The organism is Cyclobacteriaceae bacterium (assembly GCA_025808415.1).
Classification (GTDB): Bacteria; Bacteroidota; Bacteroidia; order Cytophagales; family Cyclobacteriaceae; genus UBA2336.
This window is the reverse complement of sequence record CP075525.1, coordinates 3220451-3238219: the sequence shown is the minus strand read 5'-3', so window position 1 is coordinate 3238219 and position 17769 is coordinate 3220451. Positions and strand designations below refer to the sequence as shown.

The window sequence follows — 17769 nt, the reverse complement described above, 5'->3', positions numbered from 1 at the left end:
CTTTCACCGAAATTTTTTCACCCTAATTACGTAAAACAGGACAAATTGACTTAAAAATTAATCTTAAAATGAACAGAATCGGCCATTATGGCTCACTTTAAGCCCCGGCATACTTTTTCAGCTAAGGCGTTTACAAGAGTTAATTGATTGTAAAACCTTTAAAACAATAACACTATGAGCCTTATCAGATACAACTCCGCGCTGAACGATTTCGTACCGACTTCCTTCAGCAATTTGATCGATCGTTTTTTTAACGAATCCGTAGCCCGTTCCGGTGGTTCTTCGTACTCGTTTGTTCCCCGGGTTGACATTGTTGAGAACGAAAAAGCCTATGAAATCCATGTGGCTGTTCCGGGAATGAAAAAAGAAGATTTCAATATCGACCTGAAGGACAATTACCTTACCATCAGCGGTGAGCGCAAGTTTAAAGAAGAGAAAAAAGACACGAACTTCTATTCCATCGAAACACAGTATGGAACATTCAGCCGTTCGTTTTCGCTACCTGAAAATGTAGATGCTTCAAAAATCAGTGCATCGTACGTGAACGGCATACTGGAAGTGAATGTGCCTAAAGATGAGAAAAAGGCACTGAAGACAACCATTAAAGTAAATTAACCGAAAGCAACAGTGCGTTAGGTTTAGGTGGGTAGCCCCGCCCTGGTAACAGGTGCGGGGCTTTTTTTATTACCCGAAATTGTCCGTTTATCTAAAATCCTTGTGGCGGTTATCCAACGCGAAAGAAAATCCGTTAACTTTCTTTATCGAAACAAAAGCCTGTTGATATGAAGCGTGTGATAATTTTTACCCTTGTTATAGTGATGGTGGCAATTACCGGTGGAATTGTGGGGTCACTATACACCGTTCGTTACCTCGATTCGCATGTTGTGCCCTATGCTTCCATTGATGACCGGCAACAGGTAATACTTGCGCATCATGATCGTGACTCCGTTTATCGCATACCCATAGGTGCAGATTTCCTGACAGCCTCCAAAAAAGCAGTTAGTGGCGTGGTGCACATCCGCACAGCTTACGGATCGGGCAGGTTTAGTCTTAATCCGCTTGAGCTTTATTACAAGGCGCCTGCTCGTCCATCAGGCTCTGGTGTAATTATTTCCGATGACGGCTACATTGTTACCAACAATCATGTTATTGAAGATGCTACTAACATTGAGGTGGTGATGGACAACAACCAGCGTTATTACGCAAAAATTATTGGCACCGATCCAAGCACCGACCTGGCCTTGCTTAAAATAAAAGCCCGTAACTTGCCTTTCATTAAATATGGAAATTCAGATGCTGTTCAACCGGGTGAATGGGTGCTGGCCATCGGTAACCCGTTCGATCTTAACTCAACCGTTACAGCCGGTATAATAAGTGCCAAAGCCCGCAACATTGGCATTCTACGCGATCGGAACAACCTTCAGGTTGAAGCTTTTATACAAACAGATGCTGCGGTAAATCCCGGCAACAGTGGTGGCGCGTTGGTTAACCTGAGAGGAGAGTTGGTGGGCATTAACACAGCCATTGCAACAGCCACGGGAAGTTATTCGGGTTATTCGTTTGCCATACCGGTTAGCCTGGTGAAAAAAGTGATGGACGATTTGCTGGAGTTTGGCCAGGTGCAGCGGGGATTACTGGGCATACAAATTTCGGATGTAGATGCCAACGTTGCCGACAGGCTATCGCTGGCGTTAAACCGGGGCGTGTTGGTAAATCGTGTTAACCGCGGAAGCGCAGCAGAAGAATCGGGCCTTTTGCAAGGCGATGTGATAACCGCCATTGATGCGCGCGAAGTCAATTCAGTTTCGGAATTGCAGGAATGGGTGGCCCGTAACAGGCCCGGTAAAGAAATAAGCGTAACGTTTGTTCGCGGAGGTGAAAAACGTGAAGTAAAAACACGCTTAAAGAACAACGAGGGTAAGGAGGATTTGTCTGAACCTGAAATAAAAACGGAATGGAACGGGGCGCGGTTTGAAGAAGTTGGTTATACCGAACTTATGCGGTTAAAACTCGATGGCGGTGTGCTGGTAAAAAGCATTAAAGAGGGTAAATGGAAAGATGCCGGCATTAAAGAAGGCTTTGTTATAGCCTACATTGATAAGGTGCCGGTGGATAACCTACAGGATTTAAACCGCATGTTGAATTATAAAAGAGGCGGTGTTTTGGTTGAAGGCTTTTATCCCTCCGGTGAAAAGGGTACTTATGGATTAGAATGGTAGCCAACCATTATAGATCTTCTGTTTTACGAATAGCTTTTTTTCCTGCATGGGCCATGGTAGCCCTTAGCTCACCATAGCTGAACTTGCCCATTAACTTTTCGTATAATTCCTTTGAGCTGAATGGATCAGGCAAGTCTTCTATTGCTTTCATAATTTCTTCAATCCTGTCCTCAGGCATAAATCGGGTAATTTGAATTCGCCCGGTCTCAACTGCTTTTGCCAAATGTGATTCAATCGTGCCAATGGCAAGGCCACGTTCGTGGGCAATTTGTGGCAGGGTGAGGCCGGCATTGAAATATTCCAGTGTTATATCGTAAGTGCTCCGGTCATCTTTTTTGACACGGGTAGATTTTTTCTTCCTGGGTTTGGCAACTGCGGGCGGTATTTTTTTGTCAACCTCGCGGAGCATTTCATTTCTGATGGCCGCACGTTTTTCGGCCAAAGCCGATAACCCCTCAGGATCTTTCCCTTCAAGTATGGCCTGTGTCAGCAGGGCTGCCTTATCCACTTCTTCTATTTTTTTTGAAAGCGATTGATCCAGGTCGTTTAAACTGCTCAGGTAGGTCTTTACCCGCTTACGCTGTTTCGTTTCAGCGATATGGTGCAGCAGGTCGTTAAGGTTTTTATAGAGTAAGTTTTTGTAATAGGTACTCCCTTTCCGGATCCGTTCAAGTAGCGTAATACGATCGTTTTGTTGCAACAAGTTGTCGAGCTGTCGTTTGAATTTGCCTGTAGTTTCTTTTTCAGCTTCCAATGATTGCTCCAGTTGTGTTAACAACGGTTTTACTGAAAGCGCGTTGGATGGGTCATCGGCTTGTCCTTTTTTCAGAAAGCGTATTTCTTTTACCAGGGTTTCAAAGTCAAACGTTTTGGTAAGCATTTCGAAAGCAAAGTCTTGCTGCCGGGCCTTTAATTCAGGCAATAATTTTTGCGGGTTGTTGTGTTGTTCTGAAAAGGCAACAATAGTTGGGTTTGTTCCAATAACCCGTGGATTAATTTTTGTGCGGAGCACCAGCCCGTTTAACGAGCGTAACCGCGAAAGCGCCACATAAACTTGTCCATCGGCAAAAGCCTGGTCAACATCAATAATCGCTTTATCAAACGTAAGCCCCTGGCTTTTGTGAACGGTTATGGCCCACGCAAGTTTAATCGGATACTGCACAAATGTGCCCACCACTTCGTCATCAAGTTCACGGGTGTTGGCATTAATGGTGTATTTTTTATTCTCCCAGGTTTCTTTTTTCAACGTATAGGTTTCGTGTGTCTCGGCCATGCTTACTGTTATCTGGTCATCGGAAAGTGATTTTACAGTAGCGAGTTTTCCATTCACATAAGCATTGCCTTCTGTATCATTTTTAATGAACATGATCTGCGCGCCTTCTTTTAATTCAAGTTGAGGTAATACGGGGTACATACTTTCAGGAAAGTCGCCTTCAAGGGTTGCGGTATAATAGTGTGAAGGTGCTTTTAGTTCAAGCAAAGCTTTCCGGTTCAATTCATCAGCTTTATAATTATGGGTGGTGAGTGTTATAATCTCCTTAATATTTTTTATGGCTTCTTCGGGTTGAAAGTGCCGGTTTAGTTCTTCAATATCCGATTCGGATATAACGTTATGGCGCAGGTTGTTCAGGATGTGGATAAAAGAATTATCCTGCTGCCTGAAAATTTTATCTAACTCAATATAAACAAACGGAGCGTGGTGAAGTGCCCGGGCTTCATAAAACCATGGCGAGGCATAGTACCTGCCAAGCACGTGTGCCTCTTCACCTTTTACTACCGGAGGCAATTGGTACAGATCACCGATAAACAATACCTGCACACCGCCAAAAGCCTGGTAAAAATTTCCCCGCGCTGCCTTTAAGCGGTAGTCTATGGCATCCAGTACATCTGCACGCAGCATGCTCACTTCATCGATCACCAGTAAATCGATAGAACGCAGTACTTGTTTACGTTCACTGTTCAGAGGGTGTTTGCGGCCCAGCATGTCAGTTGAGAAATAACTTCCGGTATTCTCAAAATCTGGTGGCAGGTAACGTTCGGGTAAAAAGGTGCCTCTCGGTAACAAAAATTGCGAATGTATGGTAACCCCACCGGCATTGAGGGCGGCAATGCCTGTAGGGGCAACCACCACAAATGATTTATGGGTGCTTTGGGCAAGATTTTTCAGGAAGGTGGTTTTGCCGGTGCCCGCTTTGCCGGTAAGAAAAATATGGCTGCTGGTGGTGTTGATAAATTTTATGGCCGCATCAATCCGGTCGGTAGTGGTTTGTCTTTCGGTTGGTCCGTGTGCGTACATCATGGCACAAAGTAAGCATATCAGCCAGTACTTAAATACCTGAAGTAATTCTTGTTGGGAAATACGTTTATAACACTACTTTCCATCTGCTAAATGCGTTAGTTTTGCGCTTTACTTTTATTGATTATGAAAGCTTCGCCCATACAAAAAACACTTTCCACACTTGGATTAAAATCCACCAACCCTGGCGTATCCACCGGTAAGAAATGGATCAAAACCAAGGGCACCCATATTAAATCATATTCACCGGTTGATGGTGCTTTGATCGGTTCGGTACAGGCAGCGGATGAAAAATCATTTCAGGATGTGGTGGCCGTTTCAAAAGAAGCCTTTAAGGAATGGCGCAAATGGCCTGCCCCTAAACGCGGTGAGGTAGTAAGGCAGATTGGCGAAGCGCTTCGAAAGTTTAAAGAGCCACTCGGTAAATTGGTTTCGTATGAGATGGGAAAATCTTACCAGGAGGGTTTAGGCGAAGTGCAGGAAATGATTGACATCTGTGATTTTGCAGTGGGGTTGTCGCGCCAACTCCACGGCCTAACCATGCATTCGGAAAGGCCAAACCACCGGATGTATGAGCAATACCACCCCTTGGGTATTGTAGGCATTATTTCATCCTTCAATTTCCCTGTAGCGGTGTGGTCGTGGAATACCATGTTAGCCTGGGTATGTGGCGATACCTGCATCTGGAAGCCTTCGGAAAAAACACCTTTGTGCAGTGTTGCCTGTCAACTGATTATTGCAAAGGTGTTTGAAGCGAATAGTGTACCCGAAGGTGTTTCGTGCCTGGTTAATGGTGATGCGTCCATTGGCAAATTGATGGCGCAGTGCGAAGCTATACCGTTGGTATCGGCTACCGGCTCAACCCGCATGGGTAGGGCAGTAGGAAAAATGGTGGTAGAGCGTTTTGGACGACCGCTGTTGGAATTGGGTGGTAACAATGCCATTATTATTACCGAAAACGCTAACCTTGATATGGCTATACGAGGTGCTTTATTTGGTGCAGTAGGTACGGCAGGCCAGCGATGCACCACCACACGTAGGTTAATTATACACGAAAAGGTTTATAACGATGTTAAGAACCGGTTGAAGAAAGCTTACGCCCAACTGGCCATTGGCAACCCGCTTGATTCAAAAAACCATGTGGGCCCGCTTATCGATCAGCAAGCCGTTGCCCTTTACCTCAACGCCTTAAGCGAAATAAAAAAGCAAGGCGGAAAGTTTGTGGTTGAGGGTGGTGTATTGAAAGGTAAGGGCTATCAGTCGGGTTGCTATGTAAAACCTGCCATTGCTGAGGTAAAGAATAATTTCCCTATCGTTCAACAAGAAACTTTTGCACCTATACTGTACCTGATCCGCTACAAAACGTTGGACGAAGCTATTGAAATTCAAAATGATGTGAAGCAAGGGCTGTCTTCAGCCATAATGACTACCGATTTGCGCCAAATGGAACAATTCCTTTCACATGCCGGATCGGACTGTGGTATTGCCAATGTTAATATTGGCACCTCAGGGGCTGAGATAGGAGGAGCTTTTGGTGGCGAAAAGGAATCCGGTGGCGGACGCGAATCCGGTTCGGATGCCTGGAAGATTTACATGCGCAGGCAAACCAATACCATCAATTTTGGAGACTCCTTACCACTGGCACAAGGCATTAAATTCGACCTGTAATTTGGTAACCTATCGCTTGTATTTCGACTGTAATCGTTTATTTTTATAAGCACTTATATACCCCATACTGCTATGCCCGACAAAAAATTCAGGACTGTAATGCTTATTGATGACAACGAGATTGACAACCTCATTAATCAGAAGATGATCGAGTCGGCTTCTATTACCGAAAACATCTATACGCATACCGGGGCGAAAAGTGCTATTGAATTTTTACGCAATATGGAACGCCTGGATGTTGCCGATAAGGTTTTACCGGATGTGATTTTCCTGGATATAGATATGCCGTTAATGGATGGCTTTCAATTTTTAGAAGAATTTGAAAAGCTGAGCAATGTGGCAAAAAAGAAATGCAAAATTGTAATGCTCACCTCATCCATAAACCCCCAGGATTTTAGCCGTTCAAAAAAGTATGAGAATGTTAAGCTTTATTTGAACAAGCCATTATCCCACGAGAATATCTTAAAACTCGAAGTTTAGTTTAATACTCTGTTAGGTTCACTACCAGTTTCTCGTCCAGCTTTACCAACATGGTAGGGGCAAAGTAGTTTGTTTTTAAACCACTCATTTTGGGAATTACCGCGTTGATCTTTTTTGCTTTCTCCTTTTTGGCTTCGCTTACGGCAATCTTTAAAATCTTTATAAAGAGTTGAATGTTTTCACAGGCATCTTTTCCCAAGAGGCGTATCTGCCGCTGTATACTGTTGGCAAGCTGGTTAAATAATTCGTAGTCATGCAACAGTACATATTGAAGGGCCAGCAACGATTTAATCTCCAGTTGGGTAATCGGGAATCTTTTTAAACTTACTTCATTCAGTAAGCCATTGATAAGTTTGGCGGCCTCATCGTATTTTCCAACATAGTAAGCACTAAGGGCTTTGTAGGTTATATAAATTACATGACGTGGAACATCCAGTAAATCAACCTCATAGTCCATAAACAGGCTATCGTTTTCCCCGTACAGTTCGGCTTCTGTGCCCAACCGTAAGTGCCGTTCAATTTTGGAGATGAGAAACTGCGCAGGAAATGTATAAGTAGCGTAATTGGTAAGCAGGTTACCGGCTGCATCGTTTACTTCTTCAAAGTATTTTTCGGCTTGCCGGTAAACTTTGTAGTGATTGTAGTACTCCAGCTTTAAAAATTCAAATACAAGGTTAAGGTGGTAGTATATGGAATCAAGGTTATAACTGTCAAAAATCTTTTGAACCTTGTCAAAGGTGTCTTCAATGGATTCAGTATCCTGTTGCAGGTTTTCATCGGGCTCTACAAACAAGCGGTGAAAAACATGCATGGCACTGCGGTACACATAAAGCCGGTGCGACTCGTAAAGGTTGGCCACGTTCGACATTTCTTTGATCAGCAAGGATAAACCGAGTTTTTCGACCTCATCACCGGTTAATAGGTAGCTTCCGTACTTTTTGAAATAATCGGCTAGTAGTTCCTCGGCTTTGTCAAGCGCCAGCATATAGGCAACATGGCGGTTGTAGAGTTGTGAGTACTGGAAATAGTCAGGTGAATTAACCTGGAGTTTCTTTAGCGATTTATAAATAATGGTAAGCTCGTTGGCCAGGTCATAATCGATAAGTTCCTTCTCCAGCTTCTTTAAAGTAGCGATGGCGATGGTGCGCTTTTTGGTGAAAACAATTTCGTTAATGTTGGCGACTTTCCGCAGTACATCCGTTCGCGGGCTTTCCAATTGCTGCATCAGGTATTCCTCAATTTTCAGGTTGAGGCGCGAACGCAGGGTGTAATAGGCATTGGCATTAACCTCCAGTTCGGTCATTATTTTGGTATCGGAAAGTGATCGCTCACGCAGGGCTTTGAGCAGGTAGGCGGATTTTTCTGCATTGCTCTCAATCAACGAGTCGTAGATGGCTTTGAAGTCTTTCTCCGAAAGTTGCTTGATGATGTTCTTGAGTTTGGCCATGAACAGGGTTTTTACAAAGTTAAAATTTACAAATTTATTCCAAGCCAACAACAATTTATTTACCCGGGTTTAGGGGCATGGTCATATATTGCATGGCATTGTTTTGGTAAGAAAGAGGGTTCGCATTAAAGTTTGTAGTTTTGAAGCTTCATTTAACCGTGCAGGGATTGAACATTCGGGTAATTATCAACGGTATTTTTCTGCTCTCATTTTCGGCAACACTTGCTCAAACTACGGCCGAGCGATTGGCGCTGAACAACCTCCAAAAAGGCAAGTGGGAAAAGTCTAAAATGCAATTGACAAAGGCCATACGCAAGGACACGATGAACGCCACGGCACACTACGTTTTGTCCACTTACTTTTTTGTGCCCGAAAACCCGGCCTTTCAAATCGATTCGGCCTATGCCAATGCAGTAAAGGCCTTACACCTTTACCAGCTTTCAAACCAAAAGCAACGCGACCGGATGAGACGTTTTCCGCTTGACAGCGCCTTGTTGGTAGCCAGGCGCGAACAAATTGATAGTGCCGCTTTTGAACGGGCCAAGCGAATAAACACCGAGCAAGCTTATATTGATTTTATTCAACGCTTTACCACGGCCAACCAGTTAGGCCGTGCCCGTGAACTACGCGATGAAGTGGCCTATATCGATGCCCTGAAGGAAAATACCTACTCCAGTTTTTTATCGTACCTGACGCGGTATCCTCATGCCTCGCGTGTGCCGGAAGCCAGCGAACGGTATGAAAAATTGTTGTTTGAGGCCAAAACAAAGGACCGGAAGCTGGTCAGCTACGAGTCGTTTATTGACGAGTACCCCAATTCACCTTACCGTGCAGAGGCCGAGCTTCAGGTGTTAGAATTGTCCACCGCGGGCGGCAGCCCAGCAGCATTCTTAAACTTTTTAAAGCGCTACCCGGTCAGTAAACACATGGCTAAAGCCCGTAATATTCTCTATTACTTATTGGTTGACAATGACCAGCCGCTACCACCAACTGTAGTGAATGACTCCATACGGCACGTGCGCAACCTGGAACAGGATTACCTGGTGCCTTTTTTAAAGGACGGGAAATTTGGTTTTATGAACAGTACCGGCAAGGAGGTGATTAAACCAATTGCCGATGAATTAGAGAAAGAATACCGATGCGGAAATATCACGGAGGAGTTATTGGTTGTTGCCGATAAAATCATAGGTCGAAACGGGGCCGTTATTTTTTCCGGGGAAGTAGATGAGGCGGATGACCTGGGTAATGGCTACCTGTTGGTATCGGTAGGAAAATGTTCAAGTGTGATCCATAAATCCGGCTTTGTGTTGGATGCCTGTGTGCAGGATGCCCGGGTTATTGCCGATGCCTTTGTGGCTTTGAAGAAAAATAACCGATGGTCGATGGTAACGCTGCTGGGACGCAGTGTACCCCTTGGCGATTTTGACGACATTGATAGCTTTGATGATGTGGTTGTGCTAAAACAAGCCAGCAAGATCAGGCTGTCCAAAAAAGAAAGTATAGCTAAAGCAGTCGACCAAGGAGCACCGGTTTACACGCGTAACTTTGATGAAGTGAAACGCTGGGACGGTAACATGCTTTGGGTGAGGGCTGGTGATACCCAGGGATTGCTGGACATGCACCTGCGTGAACGGATACCTTTTGGTAAAAAAGAAATAAAACCAACATTTTTCGGTGCAGTATCAGTTTTGGCAGAAGGACAAAAATTGTGGAGCTCACAAACCGGGGAATCCGAAATTTTTAGCCGAACACAAATCCAAAAACCGTGGGTGTTGGTGCAACAGGCAGGCCGTTGGAAAATGGCCGATCAGCACCTTAAAGTATTTGCCAAAACCAGTTATGATAGTGTGTATTTCATTGGTGCGTTTTGTATGGCGCTTTCGGGCGATACCTTGCATGCTTACGTAGCCCCCGATCGGTTTGTATCGCTTAACCGCTTTGCCCGTGTGCAATTTTTACCCGGAAAGGACTCTGTTTACTATTTGTTGTTGGATGAAGGGGATAAGAAAACAGTGTTCAATAGCCGTGGTGAACGTTTGTTTACCGCGAACTATGATCGCCTTGAGGTTGCCGGAGAAAATATGTTCCTGGCTATCCGAAAAGAAAAACGCGGACTGATCAATCTTCAGGGCAAACCCCTTGTTCAACCTGAGTACGATGCCATGGGAACAGTTGAGCAGGGTAGTGTTCCGGTATTAAAAGACCGCAAGTTTGGTTTTCTTGATGTAATCGGAAAAAAGGAAATTAAACCGCAGTATGAGAAAAACCTTATCCGTTACAATGCCCGGCTATTAATTGCCCACAAAGGTGGTTTGGCGGGCCTTATCGATTGGACCAACAAGCCGGTAACACCTTTTGAGTATGAGGAGATCCGCTACTGGAATGATTCATCCGCCTTGGTAAAACGTAATTTTCAATGGATGATTTATAATTTTATCGACAAACGTGTTGTTATCGGGAAAATTAAAAGCTTTCGATGGTTACGCGATACACCTGAGGAAAAATTATTGATCATATTCCAGGAAAATAACTACGGGGTAATCAGCAATAAAAATGGTACGGTGCTGCCCGCTACGTACAGTGATATTGTAAACCTGGGCTCTGTTTCCAAACCGCTATACTTCACCGAAAAACATGTGGAGGAAGCCTCCATTTATGTGGTGATTTATTACGACCATACAGGCAAACTTATTCGCAGACAGGTTTTTGAAGTGGACGATTACGAGCGTATTTACTGTTCACATAATTAATGAATCATTCATACTGAAATAATACTTTCGGCATTTTTGAAATGCTATATTCACCGCTTAAACTAAAGGCATGAGAACAATCATTTCTGTTTTTTTTACGATAATCTTTTTTCAGGCAACAGCACAATTACAATCCATTGACCGTCCGCGGCTGGTGGTAGGTATTACGGTGGACCAAATGCGTCAGGAATATATCTATCGGTATTATTCAACCTATGGCGATAACGGTTTTAAACGATTGATCAATGGGGGCTTCATGCTTGAAAATGGCCACTATAATTATATACCAACGTATACCGGGGCAGGCCATGCCTCTATTTATACCGGCACAACACCGGCCATTCACGGTGTAATCGGTAACGAGTGGTACGACAAAACAATGGAGAAAACAGTGTATTGTGTTTCGGACGACCGACAGAAAACGGTAGGCAGTACTTCCGAGAACAATGGAAAAATGTCGCCACACCGTATGCTCACCACCACCATTACTGACGAACTGAAATTGGCCACGCAAAAGCGATCGAAGGTTCTGGGTATTTCTGTTAAAGACAGGGGCGCCATTTTACCGGCTGGCCACATGGCCGATGCGGCTTATTGGTACGATGGTAAAACCGGCCGGTTTATTACCAGCACATTTTACATGGATAAACTTCCGCCCTGGCTTGAAAAATTTAACAGTCAGCAACTGGCCGACAAGTATCTTTCCGGCACCTGGAACACATTATTACCCCTGAATCAATATGATGCCAGTGGAGCCGATGTAAGCCCTTATGAAGGAAAACTTACCGGCAATAATTCAACTTTTCCTTACGACCTGGCTGCGCTCAGGAAAACCAACGGCAATTTTGAACTGCTCTCTCAAACCCCGTTCTCCAATGATTATTTGACCGAATTGGCAAAAGCAACTATTGATGGCGAGAAACTCGGGGCTGATCAATGGACTGATTTTTTAGCTGTATCCTATTCGGCACCTGATATTATCGGGCATCGTGTAGGGCCCTATGCCATTGAGTTGCAGGATGTGTATATCCGTTTGGATAAAAACATAGAGGACCTGCTTAAAAAACTGGATCAGGCTGTAGGAGAGGGTAACTACCTGGTTTTCCTTACGGCTGATCATGCCGTTGCAGAGGTGCCACAATTTTTGGCCGACAATAAGGTGCCGGCCGGTATACTTCGGGCAAGCCAGCTTTCGGCAAACCTGGGCGAATTCCTGAATACCTATTTTCCGGATAGAAAAGTTATTAAAGCTATTTCCGGTGAGCAAATACATCTCAACCATGAAAGTTTTAGTGCCGATCCGCGCTCGGGCGGAGTAGATTTACTGGTGGCGACAGAATTGATTTCAAACTTTTTGATGCAACAGTCTGGCATTGCCAATGTGTATCCGAAAAGTTTGTTACGCCAAGGCGATTTCAATGAAGGTGGACTGAAAGGCATGGCCATTCGTGGGTATCATCCGAAGCGCAGTGGCGACATGACCGTAATCCTTGAACCGGCTTGGTTTGAAAGCGGCCGCATACAAGGAACAACGCATGGCTCACCTTATACATACGACACACACGTACCTATTCTTTTTTACGGCAAGGGCATTAAACAAGGATCATCCGTACAGCATTACACCATTACCGACATAGCCCCAACACTTTCAATGCTGCTGAAAATAAAACTCCCCAACGGCAGCACGGGGCATCCCATTGGGGAGTTAATGAAATAGTTGGAAAGTTTTATACGTCTGCCTTAATAACGCCTATTGTTGCCAACAACACCAACAGGATTACAATCGGGCAGATGAACTTTATAAAAAATATCCACAACTGCGAGGGGGATAATCCAAACACAAGCTTCTTATGGTAGAACGGTGAACCCAACCCGATTTCATCCGAAACCTTTTGAGGCTTAAGTACCCAACCTACATAGAGGGCAGTCATTAAGCACACAATCACTATAAATAAGGTGCCAAATAAAGCATCCATTATATCCAGAAAACCAGTTTTTGCTGAACCGAAGAAATTAATACTGATTTCTGTAAAAAACTTTGAAGCTCCGCCTGATAAGGCAGAAGGGATACCAATCAGGAACGCAGCAATGCCAATAATCCATGATGCTTTTTTGCGGCCCCATTTCTTTTCGTCAATTAAATATGAGGCCGGTACTTCAATCATGGAGATAGATGAAGTTAAGGCTGCAATGCACAATAACAAAAAGAAGAGTGCGCCTACAATATTACCGCCCGCAGGCATGGAGTTGAAAATTTCGGGCAGCACCTGAAACACTAGGGTTGTTCCTCCGGCAGGATCTTTTCCAAAGGCAAACACAGCGGGGAATATCATTAACCCGCCAAGCAAGGCAACAAGGGTATCCATGGAGCCTACCCACAATCCGCTGCTGATAATGTTGTTGCTTTTCGGCAGGTAGGAGCCATAGGTAATCATGATGCCCCAACCAATGGAAAGCGAGAAGAAAGCCTGGCCCAAAGCCGCCAAAATGGTATTGCCGTTTATTTTGGAGAAGTCAGGAGTGAGGTAATATTTCACACCATCCATGGCGCCCGGTAAGGTAATGCTTCTGAAAATCACCAGAACAATTAAGATGAAAAGAACGGGCATTAAAATTTTTGAAGCTTTCTCAATCCCTCCTGATACACCTGCCTGAACGATGTAAACCGTAATAACCATGAACACAGCAAAAAAAGGTATTACATAAAGTGCATTCGAACGGAAGGTTTCAAAGTCTTTAATAAAGTCGGTGAACTCACTGATGATGTAACCGATGGTCCATCCGGCAATTACTCCATAATAAGTGAGCACAAAAAAACTTACTGACAGTGCAAGGAAACCAGCCGTGATCTGCCAAAACTTATTGGCCCCGGTATCTTTAAATGCACCTACGGTATTTTTACCGGTTAGGCGGCCAAAAGCTGTTTCGTTGTACAATAACGGCAAACCAACCAAAAGCACACACAGGATGTAAACAAAAACAAAAGCGCCACCACCATTTTGGCCGGTTATATAGGGAAATCGCCAGATGTTGCCAAGGCCCACCGCAGAGCCTGCGGCAGCCATGATAAAACCAAACTTTGAGCCCCACTGGCCACGATTATCAGATGCTTGAATTGACATAGATTAAGGATTTAAGCGCGGAAATTGTAAAATTAAATTGATTGCACAAAGGTGTTCTGATAGTTTTCTACCTTTAACGATATGATCGGCTTCATTTCTTGCACTATCAGAATTACCCGAAAGTTTTTAGTAATCACCATACCGGTATCAATACTGTTTACATTTTATAGTTGTTCTGATCCCGAAGTAAAGCCAGATCAGCTCACTGCCTACCAAAGGGAGGTTATTGATTATTTTGTTGATGTAACGCTTGGTTTTGAGTTTGGAAGTGTATCGCGCGTTACCCGAAAATGGAAGACAGAAGTTAAGGTTTTTATTGGTGGTGATAAAAGTAATGAAATGCTTAACGAGTTGGATCGGATTATAGCTGAACTTGAAGGGCTTACTGAACTTACGTTTTCCATAACGCAGGATACGCTTCAATCTAATTTTTACATCTATCTCGGAACGGCAACCGGATTTGTTCAACGAATACCTTTCGCCCAGCCACACGTAGCTTCAAATTGGGGGTTGTTTTATGTTTATTTTAACGGATCGAATGAAATTTATTCGGCTGTGATGTATGTGGACACACAACGTGCCACGCAAGCCAACGCCCGCAAACATTTACTGCGTGAAGAATTTACACAGGCACTCGGCCTTGCACGCGATTCGAACAAGTATCCTCAAAGTATATTTTTTCAACAATGGTCAACAACAACTGAGTATGCCCCAATCGATCGGGATATTATAAGACTATTATACCATCCATCAGTAATTACCGGAATGAACGAAGCAGCCGTCCGCAACCTGTTAAAGAACCTGGTGAAGGAACTGGAAATTGGGGTTTAATTTTTTAATTGTGATTGTAAAACAGCCAACCCTTCGCTAAAACCGTGCGGGGCATAACCCAGTTCCTTTTGTGCCTTGGCAATAATGAAACCTGTTTTCAGCGGCCTTCTGGCCGGTTGTTTAAATTGTGTTGAATCGGTTGGTTTGATGAGCGATTCATCTAAATTAAAATAGTGGGCTGTTTGAACGGCAATATCAAACGGGCTTAAAAAATCTTTTCCAGAGACATGGTAAATACCTTTAGCTTTTTTTTGTGCGGCCAGCCAGCAACCCATGGCTAAATCTTCGGCCAATGTTGGCGTGCGCCATTGATCGTTTACCACGTTTATGGTTTTTCCTTCTTCCAGGCTCTTCTTTACCCACAGCACAATGTTGGACCGGCTCATGTCCGTTGACACACCGTAAACCAAAACGGTGCGAACAATGCACCACGAAATAGAACTTGCCAAAATTAGTTTTTCTGCGGCCAGCTTGCTTTCGCCATAAAAATTTACCGGGGCCGGTATTGCGGATTCATCCAAAGGCCCCTCTTTACCATCAAAAATAAAATCAGTAGAAACGTGGATGAGATGGATATTATTTTTTTTGCAGGCTTCAACCAGGTATTCAACAGAAGTAACATTTGCCTGCCAGCAAGCTTCACGCTCGGTTTCGCAGCGATCTACATTGGTCATGGCAGCTGTGTTAATGATCACATCAGGTTGGGTTTTGCTGATCACCAGGTTAGCCTGTTGCTGATTGGAAATATCAAGCACATGAAACTCGCCATTCATTAAGGCAGAAACCAGTGGTCGTTGTGCGGTGGCTATAAGGTTCACACCCGGTTGTTGCTGAAGTAACGCAATTAACTTTTGCCCCAGTAAACCATTTGCCCCGGTAATCAGTACACGCATATTATTTGCTTTCAGGATATTTGTATCCGTACGTTTTTTCGATTTTGGCTTTTGGCATTTCTTCAACCGTAATAAACATGCGAATGTCTTCTGCCGGGCGGTCGCCAGGGCCTTTTTGTACGGCTGCGATTTTATCAATAACCTCAAGTCCTTTTATAACCTTACCAAACACGGTGTAGTCGCCATCCAGGTGGGGCGAGCCGCCAACTTCTTTGTAACGTGTCTTTTGTTCGTTGCTGAATGAAAATTCGCGGTAGTCTTTTTTAACTTTTTGAATGAGGGTGTCAGATTTTTCAAAGAAAGCCCCCAGCCATTCACCATCACCTTCTTGTTGTTTGCGGATAACCAGGTTGCGCACACTTTCATATTCAGGCATGAAAAGTACTTCGCGTAAGGCCTGGTTTTTACGGTTATAGCGGGCAGCCTGTTCCAATTGGGTTAATTCATCGTCCGAAAACTTTTTGCCCTGGACAATGTAAAACTGACTTCCGCTGCTGGCCTTGGTGGGATTAGCCTGATCGCCTAAACGCGCGGCTGAAAAGGCACCTTTCTCATGAAAAAATTTCGGGTTGAATTCGGCATCAACGGTATAGCCAGGCCCGCCATTGCCTAACGATTGACCGGGTTGCGCTTTTTTGGAATTTGGGTCACCTCCCTGGATCATAAACTCTTCAATTACCCGGTGAAACAACAGGCTGTCATAATATTTTTCTTTGGCAAGCTTAATGAAGTTTGCTTTATGCTTGGGTGTTTCATCATAAAGAATGGCCACCATATCACCGTAATTGGTTTTGATAGTGATAACATAGTCGTGATTTTTCTTTTGGGCACAACTGGTAACAATAAACGATACGATCAGAAAGGAAGTAAGGACACGGTTCATACGAACAAGGTTTGTTAAACAAGTTTCAAAAATAAATATTTTCAACATCTGGATTATTAAATCAGGGATTAATCACCCGGGCGAGTTGCAGCGAAAGATCCATAAAAATCATTTTAGCGCTTCCGTTGCGTTCAAGGTGGTAGCTGGCATCATTTAACATGCGGTATGCCTGCTCTATTTTTTTTACATCCATAACTTTGCTGAAGTCCTGAATAAATTTTCTTTCCTCGCCTTGCGAACGTTGAATTGCTGTGGCTCCTGATTTTTGCAGTAGCACTTCCCGAATCATATTCATGCTGTATTGCATCATATTGCGCTGGGCTAACTTGTCCAGGTTGTGGTATTCATCCGACAGCGCTACCAGGCCGGCAAAGTTTTTCTTAAAGCAAGCACGCATCCACTCAGCAAAGCGCTGGGCATGGTCATCTTCTTCATTGTCGATTAGTTTTAATGCTAAATTAAGATTGCCCTCAGCCAGTTGGGTGAGATGCGCTGCCTTTTTTGGTTCAACGGATTGATCAGTTAAATAGGATTGTACTTCACTATCGTGCAATAGTGGTACAGAAATTATTTGTGTACGGGATATAATCGTGGGCAGCAACTGGTCGGCTGCGTTGGTCACTAATATAAAGTAGGTGTTTGGGGTGGGCTCCTCCAGTATTTTAAGAATACCGTTCGCTGCCGAGGGGTGCATCAGTTCGGGTTGCCAGATGATCATTACTTTAACCGGGCTCTCAAATGGTTTGAGTGAAAGTGTTTTTATGATTTCCCTGCTTTCATCGCGCGAAATAAAAGCTTGCTTATCCTCACCTCCATAATAACCAATCCAATCGGCAAGGTTACCGAACGGCTGCTCCATTAAAAATGATCGCCACGATTTAAGGGTTTCAGCTTTGAAGCGGTCTTCATCCTTATCGTTTTTTACATTGTTTACCGGAAAGACAAAGTGCGTGTCGGGGTGGATGTACTTGAGGCTTTTGCTGCAGGCTTTACACGTACCACAGGCATCATCGCCTTTTTGTTCGCAATGGAGGTAAGTAGCAAAGGCTAATGCCAGGGGAAGGTTTAAGGCACCCTCTGTCCCCGCAAAAAGTTGAGCATGCGCGGCATGTTTACTTCTTATCGAATCAACAAGTAAATTTTTTATTGTTGATAAACCTGGAACAGCACTGAACTTCAT

13 protein-coding genes are annotated in these 17769 nt (G+C 44.1%); 7 read left to right on the top strand and 6 right to left on the bottom strand.

The features are described from left to right. Positions 1 to 174 precede the first annotated feature (174 nt). Positions 175 to 615, top strand: a complete 441-nt coding sequence (locus KIT51_14350) for an Hsp20/alpha crystallin family protein (protein ID UYN86037.1) — start codon at positions 175 to 177, stop codon at positions 613 to 615. Between the two features lie 167 nt (positions 616 to 782). Then, positions 783 to 2219, top strand: a complete 1437-nt coding sequence (locus tag KIT51_14345) for a trypsin-like peptidase domain-containing protein (protein UYN86036.1) — start codon at positions 783 to 785, stop codon at positions 2217 to 2219. 7 nt (positions 2220 to 2226) lie between these two features. Here the strand turns inward: KIT51_14345 and KIT51_14340 are convergent, their stop codons facing one another. Beyond that, positions 2227 to 4518: a helix-turn-helix domain-containing protein gene (locus KIT51_14340; protein UYN86035.1), complete on the bottom strand. Its 2292-nt coding sequence runs from the start codon at positions 4516 to 4518 to the stop codon at positions 2227 to 2229. Positions 4519 to 4641: 123 nt separating this feature from the next. On the opposite strand from KIT51_14340, the gene KIT51_14335 reads away from it, so the two are divergent. Continuing rightward, a complete protein-coding gene (locus tag KIT51_14335) occupies positions 4642 to 6183 on the top strand; it encodes an aldehyde dehydrogenase family protein (GenBank protein UYN86034.1) in 1542 nt (513 codons plus the stop codon). Positions 6184 to 6255: 72 nt separating this feature from the next. Continuing rightward, entirely contained in the window at positions 6256 to 6663 is a 408-nt protein-coding gene (locus KIT51_14330) for a response regulator (protein UYN86033.1), read from the top strand. A 1-nt stretch (position 6664) separates the two neighbouring features. Here the strand turns inward: KIT51_14330 and KIT51_14325 are convergent, their stop codons facing one another. Next, positions 6665 to 8110 carry a hypothetical protein gene (locus KIT51_14325; GenBank protein ID UYN86032.1) on the bottom strand — a complete coding sequence of 482 codons (1446 nt, stop codon included), beginning with the start codon at positions 8108 to 8110 and terminating at the stop codon, positions 6665 to 6667. A 140-nt stretch (positions 8111 to 8250) separates the two neighbouring features. On the opposite strand from KIT51_14325, the gene KIT51_14320 reads away from it, so the two are divergent. Together KIT51_14320 and KIT51_14315 are read left to right on the top strand one after the other, a co-directional pair. Next, entirely contained in the window at positions 8251 to 10860 is a 2610-nt protein-coding gene (locus KIT51_14320; GenBank protein UYN86031.1) for a WG repeat-containing protein, read from the top strand. Between the two features lie 70 nt (positions 10861 to 10930). Next, complete coding sequence (locus KIT51_14315) at positions 10931 to 12577, top strand: alkaline phosphatase family protein (GenBank protein ID UYN86030.1); 1647 nt, start codon at positions 10931 to 10933, stop codon at positions 12575 to 12577. A 10-nt stretch (positions 12578 to 12587) separates the two neighbouring features. On the opposite strand, the gene KIT51_14310 is transcribed toward KIT51_14315, so the two are convergent. Next, positions 12588 to 13982 carry a sodium-dependent transporter gene (locus KIT51_14310; protein ID UYN86029.1) on the bottom strand — a complete coding sequence of 465 codons (1395 nt, stop codon included), beginning with the start codon at positions 13980 to 13982 and terminating at the stop codon, positions 12588 to 12590. Positions 13983 to 14063: 81 nt separating this feature from the next. On the opposite strand from KIT51_14310, the gene KIT51_14305 reads away from it, so the two are divergent. After that, positions 14064 to 14813, top strand: a complete 750-nt coding sequence (locus tag KIT51_14305) for a DUF2927 domain-containing protein (GenBank protein ID UYN86028.1) — start codon at positions 14064 to 14066, stop codon at positions 14811 to 14813. On the opposite strand, the gene KIT51_14300 is transcribed toward KIT51_14305, so the two are convergent. The 3 genes from KIT51_14300 to KIT51_14290 all read right to left on the bottom strand — a co-directional run bounded on the left by KIT51_14300 (position 14810) and on the right by KIT51_14290 (position 17769). Continuing rightward, positions 14810 to 15706 carry an NAD(P)-dependent oxidoreductase gene (locus KIT51_14300; GenBank protein ID UYN86027.1) on the bottom strand — a complete coding sequence of 299 codons (897 nt, stop codon included), beginning with the start codon at positions 15704 to 15706 and terminating at the stop codon, positions 14810 to 14812. The two genes, KIT51_14305 and KIT51_14300, sit on opposite strands and share 4 nt — an antisense overlap. 1 nt (position 15707) lies before the next feature. Next, the gene (locus KIT51_14295) at positions 15708 to 16589 is read right to left on the bottom strand and encodes a peptidylprolyl isomerase (GenBank protein UYN86026.1); all 882 of its coding nucleotides are present in this window, start codon (positions 16587 to 16589) and stop codon (positions 15708 to 15710) included. A 61-nt stretch (positions 16590 to 16650) separates the two neighbouring features. Continuing rightward, positions 16651 to 17769, bottom strand: coding sequence for a DNA polymerase III subunit delta (locus KIT51_14290; GenBank protein ID UYN86025.1), 1119 nt, complete (start codon positions 17767 to 17769; stop codon positions 16651 to 16653).

What these genes read in the sequence shown, in the direction of transcription:
- KIT51_14345 (UYN86036.1), top strand. Translation starts at nt 783, where the DNA reads ATGAAGCGTGTGATAATTTTTACCCTTGTTATAGTGATGGTGGCAATT.
- KIT51_14325 (UYN86032.1), bottom strand. Translation starts at nt 8,110, where the DNA reads ATGGCCAAACTCAAGAACATCATCAAGCAACTTTCGGAGAAAGACTTC.
- KIT51_14295 (UYN86026.1), bottom strand. Translation starts at nt 16,589, where the DNA reads ATGAACCGTGTCCTTACTTCCTTTCTGATCGTATCGTTTATTGTTACC.
- KIT51_14350 (UYN86037.1), top strand. Translation starts at nt 175, where the DNA reads ATGAGCCTTATCAGATACAACTCCGCGCTGAACGATTTCGTACCGACT.
- KIT51_14315 (UYN86030.1), top strand. Translation starts at nt 10,931, where the DNA reads ATGAGAACAATCATTTCTGTTTTTTTTACGATAATCTTTTTTCAGGCA.
- KIT51_14340 (UYN86035.1), bottom strand. Translation starts at nt 4,518, where the DNA reads ATGATGTACGCACACGGACCAACCGAAAGACAAACCACTACCGACCGG.
- KIT51_14290 (UYN86025.1), bottom strand. Translation starts at nt 17,769, where the DNA reads ATGAAGTTCAGTGCTGTTCCAGGTTTATCAACAATAAAAAATTTACTT.
- KIT51_14300 (UYN86027.1), bottom strand. Translation starts at nt 15,706, where the DNA reads ATGCGTGTACTGATTACCGGGGCAAATGGTTTACTGGGGCAAAAGTTA.
- KIT51_14335 (UYN86034.1), top strand. Translation starts at nt 4,642, where the DNA reads ATGAAAGCTTCGCCCATACAAAAAACACTTTCCACACTTGGATTAAAA.
- KIT51_14305 (UYN86028.1), top strand. Translation starts at nt 14,064, where the DNA reads ATGATCGGCTTCATTTCTTGCACTATCAGAATTACCCGAAAGTTTTTA.
- KIT51_14310 (UYN86029.1), bottom strand. Translation starts at nt 13,982, where the DNA reads ATGTCAATTCAAGCATCTGATAATCGTGGCCAGTGGGGCTCAAAGTTT.
- KIT51_14330 (UYN86033.1), top strand. Translation starts at nt 6,256, where the DNA reads ATGCCCGACAAAAAATTCAGGACTGTAATGCTTATTGATGACAACGAG.